Raw genomic sequence first — 15,854 nt, forward strand, 5'->3', positions numbered from 1 at the left:
GCGACCGGGCTAGTTTGACGAGATGCATGAATTTGCGCTCTCTAGTCCCCCCGCGATCCACGCTTCACGTCAGCCAGGCGCTGCGCTTCATTGTCGGAAAACTCGCCTGCGCCTAACACCTGTACCCGGCTTCGCGGATCCTGCAGCCGATTGTCGCTGCGTTTACGGATATCCTCATCGTCTTTTGTACGCTGATCGTCTCCGCCGCCATAGCCCAGCACTTCAACAATGATCACCGATGGCCGTTCGTTGCCATTGCCCTGCTGGCTCGCATCCTTGACCGCATCAGCAGCCGCCTTGTCCTTGGTCTCGGCCATCAGATTGACCACCGGTGCTTGTGCCTTCGGTACGCCTTTGCTCTCGCCGCCAACCTTGATGTTGTCGGTGTTCAACACAACGAGCGCAGCGACGTTGAAGTTGCCGGCGACACGAATGCCGGCATCACCTGCATCCACCGTGCCGGACGGTGCGACCATATCGAGATCGCCGGGCTCGACGCCGGCGAAGCCGACGATGGTGCCGATGCCGGAACCGCTGATGTCGGCTTGCTCCTTGGTCAGCGTTACCGTATCCACATCGGTTTCCGTCAACGGCGCCTTCGGCACGCGCGTAGTCTTGGCGCCCTTGCCGGCATCGATATCGCCGAGCGTCGACCAGATCGTCACGTCGCCGCCGCTGAAGGTGAGAATGCGCGAACGGTTCACCACCACATCGTCGCGGGCCGCGATATTAACCTGGCCGAAGCCGAGAGTAACGAGACCATCACCCGGATTGACGGCCTGATTCAATGCGGCAACCTGAAGGCTGCCGCCGGGGACCAAGATGTTGATGTCGCCACCATGTTCGGTGCGGATTAGCGAATTGGCTGACAGCACGGAGCCCTTCCAGGTGTCGCCCGGGAACAGCGCCGCGATGGCCTGATAGCCACGCCGGTAGCCCCCGTTCAGCGGACGCCCGTCCGCATCGCGCTCGTTCTGGTCGCGGCCGGCCATCCGGAGTTCCTGCATATAGATCTGGCGCAGGAAGCGTTGCTGGGTGAGCGCGGGAAGCGACTGGAATGTCTCCCAGGCCTGCAGCGGTGACAGAGTCTCGCCGGTCGTCTGCTTGATGAAGGCGACCAGGCCGGTGCGGGTCAGTTTGCCCCTCCCGTCGGCGAGAGCATTGGTCTCGTTGACCAGATAGAGCGGCAGTATCCGACCATCGACCGTGGTGGTCAGATAGTTGGGCATCGTGCTCACCATGGACGGATCGAGATAGGTTTTCGACACAGCGGCATAATCCGGCTGTCGGCCATTCAGGCCGGCAATCATGTCGATCGATGCCCCAGCCTCCGAGAGACCTTTGACTTGCGCATCCTTGACCGGTCCAGATGCGTTATAGCTTTCATTGCCCTGACTAATGATCACCTGCGAGGCTGCATGGATGTCACGTCCGGCCGTCAGCAACAGCGATCCCGGCCCCTGGATGACGGTGCCAAGGGTACGTTCGGTATTGAGATTGTTGTTGAGGATGTCGTTGCCCGCGTTCAGCCATGTTACGTCGGTGGCGTGAAGGTTGCGCAGATTGAGCGTCAAGTCGCGGATATCCGTTTTGGCCGACATCAGCGTCTGTTCGTTGGTGGTCACGTTGCCGCTGCGGATACTGCCGGTCATCGCATAGATACGGCTCGGCTCCCTGTCCCCGGCATTCAAAAGTACGGATGGATTGGCGACCTCACGGAAATAATCCATGCTAAGCGCGTAGTAGCCATATGGATCGATGGAATTGGTCAACAGCGCGAGGAAGTGCGCCTCCGACTGGCTCGACCCCGGATTCAGCTTGATGCCACTCCCGAACGGCCGGAGAGCCGTAGGCAGCATTTCAGGCGTGGCACGCGACATCACGAGATTGCCTAGCGTGACGTCCTGCCCGGCCAGCACCGTCAATCCGCCACTACTGGCGGGAAGCACGTTCATGCGACCGGGATTGGAAATCGAACCGTTCAGCGCAACAATGTTGGTGAGTGCCGGATAAAGATTCGCGTACAGATTCGCGAACTGGACAAACAACGTACCGTTCGCGTTCTCATGCCAGAAATTGGTAGTGTTTACGTCCTGCGACAGATAGTGAACCTGATTGACCAGCGTGATGTTGCCACCGGTCGATGCCAGACTTAACCGCGTATCGTCGGTCTGACTGAGCATGAAGGTCTGACCGTCGGAAACTGGCTTGGACGGGTCCAACGTCATCAGCGGATCGAGTACGGCCTGCAGCCGCAGGTCTCCTGCCGTGCGAACATTCAGGGTGGCGTCCCCGAGTGCCAGCACAGGCGCGATATCGTAAGATGTCATGACACCTACGGCTGTATCGAACGACCGCCCGCGAACCGTTCGCCCAATGGCGAAGGTGCCTGCATCGAGCGCACCAGCACCGCGCGCAATGTAGTAGTTGCCGGCCTTGATGTCACCGCCGGCGACAACGTTGAGCGCACCACCATTGTCGATCTGCAACGAGCGCGAGGCGCCTTGGACCGTGCCTCCATGAACACGCCCCGTGGTCGCGAGCACGACGGTCAGATTGTCGAGATCACCACCCGCCTGCACATCGATATTGCCGCCGCCGAGAACGCCGATGCCTTGCGTGAAGCGGCCGTAGTTGATCCACCAGGTCGCCTGCTGACTGGTGAACAAGAGCTGGTCGTCAGTCACGCCATCCTTCTTCAGCCAGTTGGTGTAGAGCATGTTGTCGGAATTATCGACGGGCAGTCTGGTGCTGACATTGCCATTGGCCGCGATGGCGAGGTTTCCGCCGAAGATACCGTATTCGGCGCCAGGCGGCGCGACAAAGTCGGAATGAACCGTCGTATCGTTGCGGCCCGCGGTGTAGATCACCGATTCGTAGTGCGCGAGCTCGATGTTACCGCCGGCTTGCACAGCGATATCGCCAGTCCCGGTACGGATCTGATAGCCATGGGTCGCATCGCCGACGATCAGCGAACCCTTGCCGGCTGCGAGCGCCGCGAGCGGTTTGACCGATAAGGCATCTGCGGCTCCGAGGTCTGCGCCGGCCACCAGCTTTATGTCCCACGAATCCTGCGCCAGCAGCGCGCCGCTCCGCGTGACGTCACTGAAGCCGTCGCTGATATGACCATTGATGTTCAGGTTTCCTGCGGCACGCAAAGTGAGAGCGCCTTCGCGTGCAGTCAGCCCCGACAGATCCCAATCGACGTTCAGTGAGAGATCGGTATCGCTGCGGATTTCGATGCCCGATGCAACGATGACATCGTTGCCGGCATGCAGGCGCGCTTTGATATCGTTGCCGTGGCCGACAAAGTCGTTGGCGACCGCAGTGGCATGGTCACGCAGGGCGGCATCGACGGTAGTCACTGTCGTTCCTGGACGCCACACGCCCTCGAGCACCGTAGACCGCGCACCGACGATCGTGGCCGACAGAGTATCGACGGCGACATAATCGGGGCCGGCAACCTGCTCGGCACGGAAGCGCACCTTGCCGCCATTGCCGCCGGAGACATCGATGATGCCGCCCTGGACATCGAGGCGCCCGCCGGACGCAGTCAGCGCGACGCGGCCGCTGCCGAGCGCCGTCGTGGACCGCGCGAACAGATTGGCCGCCCCCGTCATCACCAGACCGTTGCCGGCGGAAATTGCGATATTGCCGCCATAGGCCGCACTGCCATCGACGGTGCCGGTGATCGTAACCTTGCCGGCATCCGTGCTGAGATCGAAGTTTTCCACTTGCGTCACGCCATTGAGCACGATGTCACCGCTGCGGATTCGGAACGTACGCGAGCGCGAGAAACCGGCGGTTGCCAGTTGTTGAGAGAAGCCGGCGAAATCGGGCAACGCACCGATATCGAGCGCGAACGCGCCGCCCTTGCCAGATGCAGCATGCGCATCGATCTGACCATTCAAGGTCACGCTACCGCCACCGGAGGCGATGGCTGCCAGTTTTCCGGCGTCTCCGCCACCGGACGCCGCGGAGAGATTCAGCGTCGAACCGGCATGGGCCACAACACTGCCGCCAACGGATGTGAGCTCGATACTGCCAGCACTGGCATAGGCCGTGACGTCGTTGAACGTCTTGCCGAACCCGCCGACATCGATAATGGCACCGCCCAGGACATTGACGTTGCCCCCGGTTGCGGTCAGCGACACGCTGCCGCCGAGCGCATCGATACGACCGCCGAAATCGACGGCGGCGCCCGTCAATGCCCAGCGTGAACCGAGACTGTTGACGTCACGAGCAGCGGTCGTGTCATGCGCCGTGACCGTCAGGTGGCCTGTGGTAACGATGGACTGGCCCGCACCATTCTCGCCCATGAGGAGCGGCGCCACCAGTGTGAGATTGCCAGATGCATCCAGACTGCCATCGCCCTGCCCGGCAATGACCTTCGCCGCCGTCAGCGTGACGGCGTTGAAGCCGCGCATCGTCTTGGCGCCCGCACCGAGCACAATGCGCTCGGCATTGACCGCAAGCGTGCCTTGCGCCGTAACCAACGGATCAACGAAACTACCACCGCTGTTACGCAGCAGGATCGTGTTGCCGGTCACCGTCGTCGCGCCAGCACTGTAACCGACCATTCCGGCCGCATCGAGTGTGACCGACCTGAGATCGGCCGAGCCAAAATCGATTCCAGTGTGGAAGTCGATCGTGGAGTAACTGCGCAACGTGAGATTCTGCGCCTGACTGAAGCGGGCCAGACCGGCCGCATCGAATACGAGGCCCGAACTACCGCCGCCGAATCCGATCTTGCTGCCGGACAGCGTGACGTCGGTAGCGGAGATCTGCGCAGAATTTGCAAGCGTAGTGTTGCGGGTAGCGTCGATCAGCAGCGCCTTGCCGCCGGCAACCACAGCACCAGCACCGATATCGACAGTGCCCGGCGCCGTACCATCGACATCGGTGCGACGAACGCTGGCGACAGTGCCGTTGGACAGACGCATCAGCGCGCCGTAGTCGCGCGCGGGCGACGCCACTTGCGGCACGATCGTGATATCCCCGGAATCGCTGGTCGAGACACCTTCGGCCCGTAGCACGCTGCCGGCAGCGATGGTGATGTCGCCGTTCGCAGCGAGGATCATCTCGGGGCCGGCCAAGGCGCTGTTCGCGTCGTTACGAACCACGATGCTGCCGGCCTGTACCGTAAGCGAGACGCCGAGATTGGTTCCCGTGCGGACGCCTCCGAGCAGCAGACTTGCAGCACCGAAATTGCTGAGCCGGCTTGCATCGATGATCAGATAGCCGCCAAGGCCACTGGTGTCGGCTCCGGCCCCGACCACCGCGATATTGGCCGCTGCGATGTCGACGATACCCGCACGACCACCCGCTGCGGCCTGCGACAGCAACTGCCCATCCAATACGAGCTGGTTGCTGGCCCTGAACACGATGGCGCCGCCATCCGACGGCAGCCGGGGCGTCACCACATCAAGACCGAGCTTGCGGTATTGCACCAGCTTGAAAGTATCCGAAGCAAAGAAGTCATTAGCGCCGGCTTCGTTATATTCGGAATAGGAACGGATCACGCTGCCGTCCATCACACGCCAATTCGAGGCGCGCACATCTGCCGAGCCGTCGAGACCGCTGCCGAGACGGCCGGACATCAGCCATGTCCCGTCGAGCATCCTCACAGCATTCCGGACAGAGTTTCCGGTGCTCCCGGCTGTGACCTGGACGGCGAAGCCGCCGGGCAACAATGCGTATTTCGCTGGCAACAGATTGTACCAGCCCGCTTCGAGACCGCCGCCGCCAGCCAGCCAAATGCGGCTGCCCACTGCAACACCGCCGCTTCTCGGTGCGGTCGCCGACCGTGACGAGGGAAGAACTGCGTAAACGCCGTTCATCGCCAGAATATCGTGCGAGCCACCGCTGCCAACGACGAATTCCGAAGCCCGCAGATCGCCGCCGCCGCGAATATCGACTTTCGCGCCCACAGCCACATTGACCGCCGGTGCATCGAGGAGAAGCTTCTTTTCCGGCGGCGCTGCGATCACGGTCGGCAGACCGCTGCTCACCGGCAACGCCCAGTCTTCACCGTTCAACAGCATGCCGTAAGGCACCGTCAGCCCTTCGCCCGACACCGACACGGTGGCGCCCGTCCCCAATGTGATTTCGCGCGTGGCCTTGAGCGTCAGACTGCCGAACGGCACGCGCACGGAGCCATAGATGTCGATGTCTCTGGACGACAGAGTGAGGTTGCCGCCGGCCGACAACGGCGCGGATGGCGCACCGTTGGGCAATACCAGGATTTTCTCTGGCGCCTTGATCATCGCCGTCGTTTGCGTCGATGGATAGATCTGCCCGGCTTGCAAGGTCAGCGCGCCATCGACATCGAGCAAGGCCGTCGCGCCAACCTCGAACGCGTGCATGCGGATTTCATTGGCCACGAGCCTGGTGTTGCCGTAGCCGCGGATAACACCGGACGTGATGTCGATCAGGCCGGCGTCGAGCAGCAGCGTTCCCGAACCACTGCTCGTGTTCGCATCCGCCACAGCCAGATCGAGGGCGAGATAGCCTGCGTGAATCTCCGCGCTCGCGGTCGGCGTCGCAGCCGAAATTTTGCCGGCGATCGAAACTGCCGCATTCTGCAGATTGAGCACGACGCCGTTGTCGAGCCGCAGCATGCCGGGGAGATTGACACCGCCGAAGCCACCGCCACTGATGGCATCCGCAGACATCGTCATCCCGGCATAGACGGTGTCGTCGATCCGCATTTTCGCTCCCGGCGTGTAGACGCTCGTCGTGCCTATACGCGTTGCGCGATAGAAATACTTGTTGATGAGAACAACGGCCTTCTGGTCGATGGTCGGATCGATGACCCAGGGCACGACTGCACCGCCTCCTTGCGCGTCCGCCGCACGGCCGCTCACAATGCGCGGGGTCAGCCCGATGACCGACGGCAGTGCATTGATCGCAGTTTTCATCGCAATGGGAATTTTATACGCCGCCGTCCCGTATTCGTCATAGACATCGAGATCGAGGACAAGCGTGGAGATCGGCGACCCCGCCATCGTTCCGCCGATGAAATTGTACGTGCCCGACGCGGCGTTCGCATAGTATGTGCCAGTCGCCGCATCGAAGGAATACTGGCCGCCAGTTCCGACCAGCCGGAAGTATCCCATATATGTGCCGGCCATGCTGTTCTGAACGGAGCCGGACGGCACTCCCGGGTCGACGATGTTCAACCTGCCACCGGACCCGCCGGCCCCTCCCGCACGGGCGATCAGCCTGGCGTCGATCTTCGATCCGCCGATGCCTCCGCTCGTCAACGTGATCTCGCCGCCGTCGCTGGTCAGCAGTAATGTCGCATCGCTGTCCCGTGCGCGCTGGGGATCGTCGATCACGCCGCTGGTACCGGACACATCGACCAGAGCCGATGGATCGAGCGTGAGCCCGCCTTTCAGGCTGACAGATCCGCCATCGAGAACATTGCCGCTGCGCAGACCGGTGCGCGGATCCGTGTAGATCGTTGCCTCGCCTCTGGCCAGGATCTGAGCCGTGGCAGCCAGCGTCACGGTCTTCGCATCGATCGACACCGCTCCGGCAGGGGCAACGATCGTGCCGGCAACAACGACGCCCCCCGTCTTTATTGTGCTCGCAGTATGCTGCGAGAGGGCAATGCTTCCCCGAACATCCGTCATCAGAGTAGCGCCGGCACCCACCGTGACCGTATTGAACGCCGTGATGCCCAGGCTCGCCGGCTTACGCGCCAGACGTTCTTGCAAATCAAGCACCCGGACGGTGCCGATATCGGTCAGCTTCGTGCCCGTGGCAAAGGACGATGGGTCGACGCCAGCCAGATCGACATTCTGCGGCAACTGACTGACCGTTGTGCCGACGGGAACCATGGCGTTGCCCATCGTGGAGATGGAGACGGCGCGGAAGCCGCGATCTGCAAACAAAGTGTCATGCAGATGGAATGTTGCAGCATCTGCCGGCGCTGTTCCGCCGACCTGTACATCAGCCAGCACGCCGATGTTGAGCGTGCCGCCGGATCCAGCCGCATAGCCACGCAGATTGATACCGTCGAGACTCTTGTTGGAGAGGTTGGTGAGCGTGATCGAGCCGGCGTCGCCCAATTTTAGTTTCGTCTTGGCGCCATTCGCACTCAGTCTGGCTCCACCGGAGACATCGATGGTGGCTCCGGATGCAATGGCGACCTCGCCTTTGACCCCTGACGCCAGCGCATTGGCATCCACCGCCAACACAATCGTGCCGCCATTGATCTGCGAAAACGGCGCCGGCCCGCCATCGGCAGCGTCGTTGAGCCAGCTTCCACTGACGTCGAGAACCGCTTTGGCACCCACACTTATCTTGTTTCCGACCCCAATACTGATAGTGCCGCCAGCGATGCGGATACTGCCGTTGATTTCTGCGGTGGCTGGTAATGCATCGCTCGGGGCGCCATGCTGGAGGACGTTCAGCGTTGCGCCCGGCGTCAGATCGAGTTGCGCGCCCTCCTCAAGCCTGAACATCTTGTTGTAAGTGATGTCGATCCTGGCCATGCCCGATCGGTTGAGGATGCCATCCTCGATGTAGACTGTCTTCGCGCGCGCAGGCTGCTCGCGCGTCATATCGGCGTCGTTCAATCGCGGATCGTAGAAGGTACTCGGCAATTTGCTGGCGACGGTAAAGCCACTGCCAAGCGTCGGCGCAGCATGCGTGATCACGAATGTTGAACCCAGCCACGGTCCCTCCGGAACGCTGCCGCCCCCAAATTGCAATATACCGGCGGTGGCGGGCTTGCCATTTGCCAGCTGGCGTCGGCCCGTGATGACGTGGCCGTCGAGTTCACCCTCCATGGCCAGACCGGCACCGTCATAGATCAGGATGCTGCCGGCATTGCGGCCTTCGATATAGCCCAGTTCGAAACGTCTTACGGTGTTGCGATCGAATATAGTTCGCCACGTCTCCGTCAGGTTGATGCGTTCATGATGACGCATGAAGCTGCCGGGAAATCCGACATATTGCTGGTCGGGCATTGCGTTGCCGATATCGTAGATACGACCATCGGCGCCCAGCAGTTTGGTCGTGGTGATCCAGCCATCGGTGTAGCGCACCGAACCGCCGGACACGTCGAGCATCGCACCGGCACGAATGATCGTCTCGCCGCCCGCCCTCAGAGAGATCTTGCCACCGGCGGTCGATAGTTCGGCGAGGGTCGTGTTGCCGGTTCCGATCCATCCACTCGCATCGCCGATCGGCGTCCCTTCCCAGCGTCCGGTCTGGTAAGCGCCGCTCTTGTCCTTGAACCACTGCACGCCCGCCATTGGGCCATCGGCAAACGTCCCATTCATGCGCTTGTCGATATGAATCGTCGCGCCACGCAACCACGAGTCGATATAGAGAACGCTGTCACGCAACTCGTTGATGCGCAGCTCCGCCGTCACATTATTGGTTTCCATCGCGAGCACCACGTCACGCAGACCACCAACGCTGATCAACGCATCGGAATCCATATATATGCGGCTGCCATCGTCAGTCTTGTCCAACGCGCCAGGCACGGCGCCGGGAATCGTTGGCGGAAGCTTGCTGGCGATTACCGTGATCGTGCCAGAAGGTGCAACGACGCTGGCTCCGGATTGAATGTCAATCAACGTGCCGCGCAGATCGATCGTACCCGCGCGATAACGCGTTCCGACATTGCTCTGCTCGATGACGCTTGTATCGGTCAGGTCCGGCATGACCATCGTGAGGCTGCCCGAACCGAGGCTCAGCTTTCCGCTGCCCCACGAATAGAGGCCACGACCGGACGGGAAGTCGGTGTGAACTCCCACGATGCCCTGACTCCAGGCACTGATATTGATGGAGCCGTCCTGATTGTTGAGCGCGGTCGATGCGACCGCCGTACCGCTCTGCTGAATCTCCCGGCCCTTGATCGTAATATTGCCGCGGGGAGCTTCGATGGCTCCGGTATTCGACACGAGATATCCGACGCTGGCGGCACGCGCGTCCATTTCAGCCATCACCGCCACATAAGCCGGGCTTATGTTGGGGTTGCCGACCGCCCTGCTCAATAGCAAATAATTCGGCAGAGCCGCCAACGGCGACGACACGGCAAAGTCAAGGCCGCGTATGGTAGTGCTCGCGTCATTCAACTTCGGATCCGCCAGCCAGACATTTTCGCCCGCTCCGAAAAGCACCTGGCCGTTCGGCGTCCGGATCGTTCCGGCGTTGGCGACACGTGGTGCGAACAACATCGCCTTGCCACCGCTATGGCTTTCGATGATTGCGCCCGCCTCGACAACGACATTTCCTGGCGTCCGGCCGTAATGAACGATGTTCGTCGGCTCCGTGTCGGTCGAACTGTCCCCGAAGGTCGGAATACCGTGATCGAAGCCGTCGCTCCCAAAGATGGAGAGCGTGTTGTTGATACCCGCTCGAAACTGCTCGTTGCTCAGGCTGAGCGAGGACGCCACGAACGTGTGGACGTTGACCTGGCTCGCTCCGCCGAACACGATGCCGTTGCGATTGATGACATAGACTTGCCCATCCGCCTTGATGGTACCGAGAATCCGGCTCGGTGCCAGCGAGGGATCTGTGACGCGGTTGAGCGCAATCCAGTTGGCCTTGTCAGCACCGCCGGCCGTCTGGTTGAAATACAGATCCGTCTCGCGACCAATGTTGAACTTGTCCCAGGTCAGGATCGCCTTGGCCTCGGTCTGCTTGATCTCGACCTGCGTCCGTCCGCCCGTGGCCGTCTGCGTGGGTAGATTGGCGCCCTGCCACAGACCAGCGCCGCCATCAGTCGTGCCCGGGACTGCACCTGGCGCCACGACGAGGCCGCCCGGCGCCAGCCCATTCGGCACCGCCGATGCCGCAGCGGCAGCAGCCGCTGCCCGCGCTGCCGCCTGCACGCCACGCATATTCTCCATCGCGGCCGATGCGCGACGCATCGCCAGCGACGCCGCTTGGGCGGCCTGCTGGGCGCCAGCCTGTGCCGCCACCGCGGCCTGCGTGGTCACCGGCGTGGAGGCGCTGCCGTTCAGATTGCGGGCACCGGCGGCGCCCATCGATCCAATCAAAGCCAGTGCGCTGGCACCTGCGAGAAACACCGCCCGGCGGACGATGCGGGAGGAGCGACGGGCACTGGCATGGAATTCGGACATGACTGCACTTTCAGATCTGGCAAAGCGAAGCATCACAGAATGTTTGCGATGCTCTCGTCATGCTGATCCCGATTGCAGGCGCAAACCGAAACGACCGAATGAAATTTATTTGAGAACGCTCAACCGAGCAGAATGATGCCACCCGGCAGCGCTGTCACACGTGCGTTGAAAATGTGCTCTATCTGATGCACGACTTGGTCCACGTTCTCGATCCTGAACCGGGCACTGAAACGTTCACGTCCAAGCGTCGCATTGGTCAGGATGATCCGGCCGCGTCGATAGCGATTGACCTCAACGACAACATCGGCAACCGGCATTGCCTTGAAGATCATGAGGCCGCCCTGCCATGCGGTCACCGTGCCCGTATCGGCCGCCGATGTGACGCCGACTCCTTGATCCGAATAGACGATCTGTTGTCCGGCCGTCAGGATTTGTCTGGCTGAGTTGCGCTCGATCGTCGTCTCACCATCGATACATGTCACGCAGACCGATGCCGGGTCGCGCCGCACATTAAAGCGCGCACGGCGTGCGACGATGTGGCCACCTCCCGCAACGACCGTCAGTGCTGACGAGCTTTGTAGTGGCGTCGCAACCACAGCCTCGCCAGTCAATAATTCGATACGATCGTCGCCAGACTTCGAGGATAGCATGGCGATGCTTGTCCGCGTGTTCATGTCGACGGCGATATTGTCGAACAGCTTGATCTGCCGGCGCTCGCCGATATCGGTCCGGTAGTCGGCCGCGAGTTCCGACCATGACGGCCACAGATCGAGCGGCGGGCGGACAGCAACGACAGTCGCTGCCGCAGCCGACGCCGCCAACGCACCGCCAATAAAGAGCCGACGGCTGGGTCGCACAACGCGCATCGCACCAGCCGGATGCGGTGTCTCCGATGCTGCGGTGCCGATCGTCTGCCACGCCCGGCTGGCGCGATCGAAGGCTTCCGCATGCGCGGGATCGCGCGCCGCCCAGCGCTTCAGATCGTCGATGTCCTTCTGGCTTGCATCGCCCGATGCAAATCGCGCCACCCAGTCATAGGCGTCGCGGTCCGGAAGGTCTGTCTGCCTCGATGTGTCTTCAGCCTTGGCCATCGCGTCCATATTTCGTCGATCGTCGCGTTAGGTATCTCATGTATCGGATGCATCGGCCGCCCTGGGACCGAAACGCTGGATGATCTTTCGTTCGATCCGCTCGCCGCAATGCCGGATCGCAGCTTTCAGCTCGAGTTCGGTCATCCGTAGCGAAATGCCATGTTGCTCGGCAATCGCACGCATCGGCAATCCCTCAATACGGGCCGCGAGCAGAATCTGCCGACGGCGCGGCGTCAGCTCCGCAAGCGCTTCACGCACCGCAGCCAGCTCGGATCGCGCCACCGCAACCCGTTCGGGATCCGGCGTCTCGTCGATCAGGTCCAGTGCCGAACGGGCATCATCGATAGTCGCGCTAACGCGCTCCTTATGAAGACGTTTGAGAGCGAGAAAATACGCAATGCGCAGCAGATAGGAAAACGGCCGGCGAACCGGCTCGGCGGGCGTCACGCCTTCGAGTCGCATCCAGGCATCCTGCAGGGCATCCTCCGCCCGCTCCGCAGAACCGATCCGCCGGGTAAGTTGCTTCTTGAGCTCGGGATAATCGACGAGCAGCAGCCGGCGAAGACTTTGCCCGTTTGAATGCGTCATTGCTGCACCGCTTCAAGCTGTTGTGCAGACCGCGGCGACTTTTTGCCGACGTCGTCGTTTGAAGAATCTTTGCGGGGCGCGACCAAGCATTGCCGGTCCGCTTTCGACACCGGCGGGAAAATCACTAATGTGACGGGTTGCGGCATGTCCGCAGGAGGTGCGACAAACCTCACCTGACTAATGATACTGGCGAGCGGCCGGCTTGCACCGTTTGCATCGGCGAGCACATCCGCACGTACAACCTCGCCTGATGGTTTGAGCCACATCCGAAGCAAGACTTCGGTACGGCCGGTGGCCTCATCCGGGAGATCGCAGAGAATTTGCTCAACCTGCTGCTGAACAAGCGAGAAATACGGCTCGAAGCGCACATCCGCCCTGCCGGGCCCGGACGCTGCGCGCGCTCCAGTGTTTTCGGGGACGATCGTCAAGGACCAGGGTGCCGTAACATGCGCGACATGGCCTGAACCACCAAGTATGATCTGAATAGCGCGAAGCGGCGTGAATGTTCCGTGCGCTGCATTGGAATGACGTCGTTCGGCGATGGCAGCGTTGTAGAAGACATCCAGCCCCGTCGTCATACTATAGGCGTCCAGTGCGGCTCCCAACGGTTGCGCGGGGATGTCGAAACTTACCGGTCCTGATAACGACGAATCCCGCGTTGTTTCGGCACGCACCGGCTCGAGGAATGTCACGAGAAGGGACGACGCGAGCAGAACACATGCCCTTAGCGCGACGATCGCGCCGCCAGCGCCTTGGCCAAGCATGCCCCACCCTTTCTGCGCGCAGGATTGCCCGGCAACACGTCACCCCCGCGAGCCAAAGGCAATCGGCGGCGTGATACCGGTATAGTATGACAATCCAATGAACAGGAATTGCGACGCCACGGGCCTCCCCGCGGTCGGTGAAGACGCGGTGCATGGTCTTGATGACGTCGCCGCGCACGCCAAGGTCGCGGAGATTGCGCTCGGCCTCCAGCCCGACCATCCATTCGCCGGGGCCGGCAGGCGCGGCAAGGCCCATCTTCTCCAGGTGCTGGAGCCGTCCGATCAGGCGGCGGATTTCGGGGTCGGCCGCACCAGGATTTTCGGGGCGCAGGTCGATGGCGCCCGTCTCATCGGCGGCCATGCGGATCTCAACGTCGAGCCGCGTCCAGCGTTCGGCCGCAATCTCCTTTTCCAGAGCGTTGCGGCTCTCGTGCTCGGGCTTTGGACCAAGCTCGATAGACGCGAACTCCTCGGCGCGCGAGCTCAGGCCCCGGCTGATGTAATCTCTGGAGATCACGAGGTCGGCGCCGGTCTGATAAAGCTCTTCGGCTTTGGCGCTCGTGTGCCGCGGATGCGGCCAGGCCGGATGCGTAACTCGCTGTCGCCTGCGCTCATGGCAAAGGCTCCACGAACGCGGAATGTGGAGCAGTGCCGAAAATGTTCTTGAATTCATTGGCGAAAGCATCAGGGGCGGCACGCGCCCCGACCGACCGGCACGGCAGAACCCAAGCCATCGCAATGGCTTGTGGTTCGACCAGCGAGCCTCTTTTATCTCGCCTTCCTAATCGGGCGTGCAAAGTCAACACTTCACTACGCTTTTTCGCGATTTTCCGCATATCACCATTTCCTTTCTCTCTGCGCTGATGGCGAGCAGAGTCCGCTATGACCACGTGCACGATCTGCATTCTCCAGGCGGGGTCCATGCGTTCCTTCGCGTTCAGCACTTGGCTGTCGCATGCTCTTCATCAGGTTCGTAACAGGGCTGTCCAAGCAGTCCGACGCTCTCGTCACATGGACGGAAGCAGGCAAGAGATAGCGGACATTCCCCGTTTCGCGGCCCCGCCAGGGGACGCTCACCGCGCGCGCGGATCTCTAATCTTTGCTCCTCTTCAACATGCTGGATGCAACACCAGCGCTAATTCCTTGCGATCCGTGCAGCAGTTACTGCGCAGGTTTCAATCGCAGCCGCTGCGTAACCTTGCCGCCGAAGCCGACGTGGAAATCGGTCTCGCTGATCCACATGCGATGCAGGATTCCGGCAAGCTTGCGCGCCACCGCGACGATCGCGCACAACATGCTTGATCGCTTAGCGATGCGAAGGCCCCACGCCCGTAGCGCAGACCACCTTCTAATTCGCAGCAGCAGGCTCGCGGCCGCCTCGCACAGCGCTTCGCGGACGTTGACGTCGCCTTGTTTAGTGATGCGCCCCTCAAAGTCGATCGAGGTGCCGGATTGATGTCGCCTGGGCGTCAACCCAAAATGGGCACCGACTGTTCGCGATCGAGTGAAGCGCAAGGGATCATCCACACCAACCTTGAACGAGAGCGCGGCGACCGGACCGACGCCTGGAACCGTCATCAAGCGGCGGCAGACCGGATCGTGCTGAACCACTTGCAGCACCACTCGGTGAAGTCGTTCATACCCCTCGAAGATCGCCCGCCTTACGTCCAGCATGGCCTCAATCATCAGAGAAAATACCGGGTCGCCGTGCTCGATCAGCTCCCGGACCCGAGCCTCGTATCCTCCCCGGCCGACTGCGCCAATCAGCAAGCCATAAGCCCTCAGCGTGCCACGAATATGGTTCTCGATGTCGATCAGTTTGCGCGTGAGGAGCTTCTTGTTGGCCAATAACGAGCGCATCTTCTGCATCTCGATATTCTTGACGTGGACGGCACGATACCAGCCCAGCCGCATCATCCGTGCGATGCCACGCGCGTCGTTCCGATCGGTCTTATTGCGCATGGTCGACAACGACACCCGCATGTGGTGCGCTTCCACGACAATGACCGGCAGCCCAACGGGCTGCAGTTCCCGATACAGCCATATGCCAAGCGATGACGCTTCAACACCCACGCGATCGAGGCGATCCGCGCAGCCCTCAAGAGCGGCGCGGATCACCGCGGGCTCCGTGCTGATCTTAACTTCGCGGACCGTGAGACCCTCGCTATCGACGATGCAAAGGCTGGTTTCTTCAAGACCGACGTCCAATCCAACGTAGAGTTTCATCGGAGCTCTCCTTTGTGCCAACGACAGCCTAAGTCGTTGCACCAGGCTCCGGATTCCGCCACGGTTCGCTTATCCCCGTG

Annotated in this window: 5 protein-coding genes and 1 pseudogene; all 6 read right to left on the minus strand. The window is 61.6% G+C overall.

The genetic code is table 11. The annotated features are described in order from the left end of the window. Positions 1–41: 41 nt before the first annotated feature. The 6 genes and pseudogenes from SFY93_RS22705 to SFY93_RS22730 all read right to left on the minus strand — a co-directional run bounded on the left by SFY93_RS22705 (position 42) and on the right by SFY93_RS22730 (position 15,774). Complete coding sequence (locus SFY93_RS22705; RefSeq protein WP_320444690.1) at positions 42–11,105, minus strand: filamentous hemagglutinin family protein; 11,064 nt, start codon at positions 11,103–11,105, stop codon at positions 42–44. A gap of 119 nt (positions 11,106–11,224) precedes the next feature. Then, positions 11,225–12,205: a FecR family protein gene (locus tag SFY93_RS22710; RefSeq protein WP_320444691.1), complete on the minus strand. Its 981-nt coding sequence runs from the start codon at positions 12,203–12,205 to the stop codon at positions 11,225–11,227. 27 nt (positions 12,206–12,232) lie between these two features. Next, on the minus strand, positions 12,233–12,784 hold the full coding sequence (locus tag SFY93_RS22715; protein ID WP_089268293.1) for an RNA polymerase sigma factor: 552 nt from the start codon (positions 12,782–12,784) through the stop codon (positions 12,233–12,235). Continuing rightward, positions 12,781–13,362 carry an STN domain-containing protein gene (locus tag SFY93_RS22720; protein WP_320444692.1) on the minus strand — a complete coding sequence of 194 codons (582 nt, stop codon included), beginning with the start codon at positions 13,360–13,362 and terminating at the stop codon, positions 12,781–12,783. The genes SFY93_RS22715 and SFY93_RS22720 overlap by 4 nt, the downstream gene beginning before the upstream one ends. Before the next feature lie 295 nt (positions 13,363–13,657). Next, positions 13,658–14,083: pseudogene (locus tag SFY93_RS22725) on the minus strand (DUF3363 domain-containing protein); the annotation flags it as partial. A 626-nt stretch (positions 14,084–14,709) separates the two neighbouring features. Further along, positions 14,710–15,774 carry an IS110 family RNA-guided transposase gene (locus SFY93_RS22730; RefSeq protein ID WP_320444693.1) on the minus strand — a complete coding sequence of 355 codons (1,065 nt, stop codon included), beginning with the start codon at positions 15,772–15,774 and terminating at the stop codon, positions 14,710–14,712. Positions 15,775–15,854: the final 80 nt, after the last annotated feature.

Source organism: Tardiphaga sp. 42S5 (genome assembly GCF_034044155.1).
GTDB classification, from domain to species: domain Bacteria; phylum Pseudomonadota; class Alphaproteobacteria; order Rhizobiales; family Xanthobacteraceae; genus Tardiphaga; species Tardiphaga robiniae.

Bases quoted from the DNA above. Each gene is read 5' to 3' on its own strand.
- SFY93_RS22705 (WP_320444690.1), bottom strand. From the start codon at position 11,105: ATGTCCGAATTCCATGCCAGTGCCCGTCGCTCCTCCCGCATCGTCCGC.
- SFY93_RS22710 (WP_320444691.1), bottom strand. From the start codon at position 12,205: ATGGACGCGATGGCCAAGGCTGAAGACACATCGAGGCAGACAGACCTT.
- SFY93_RS22715 (WP_089268293.1), bottom strand. From the start codon at position 12,784: ATGACGCATTCAAACGGGCAAAGTCTTCGCCGGCTGCTGCTCGTCGAT.
- SFY93_RS22720 (WP_320444692.1), bottom strand. From the start codon at position 13,362: ATGACGACGGGGCTGGATGTCTTCTACAACGCTGCCATCGCCGAACGA.
- SFY93_RS22730 (WP_320444693.1), bottom strand. From the start codon at position 15,774: ATGAAACTCTACGTTGGATTGGACGTCGGTCTTGAAGAAACCAGCCTT.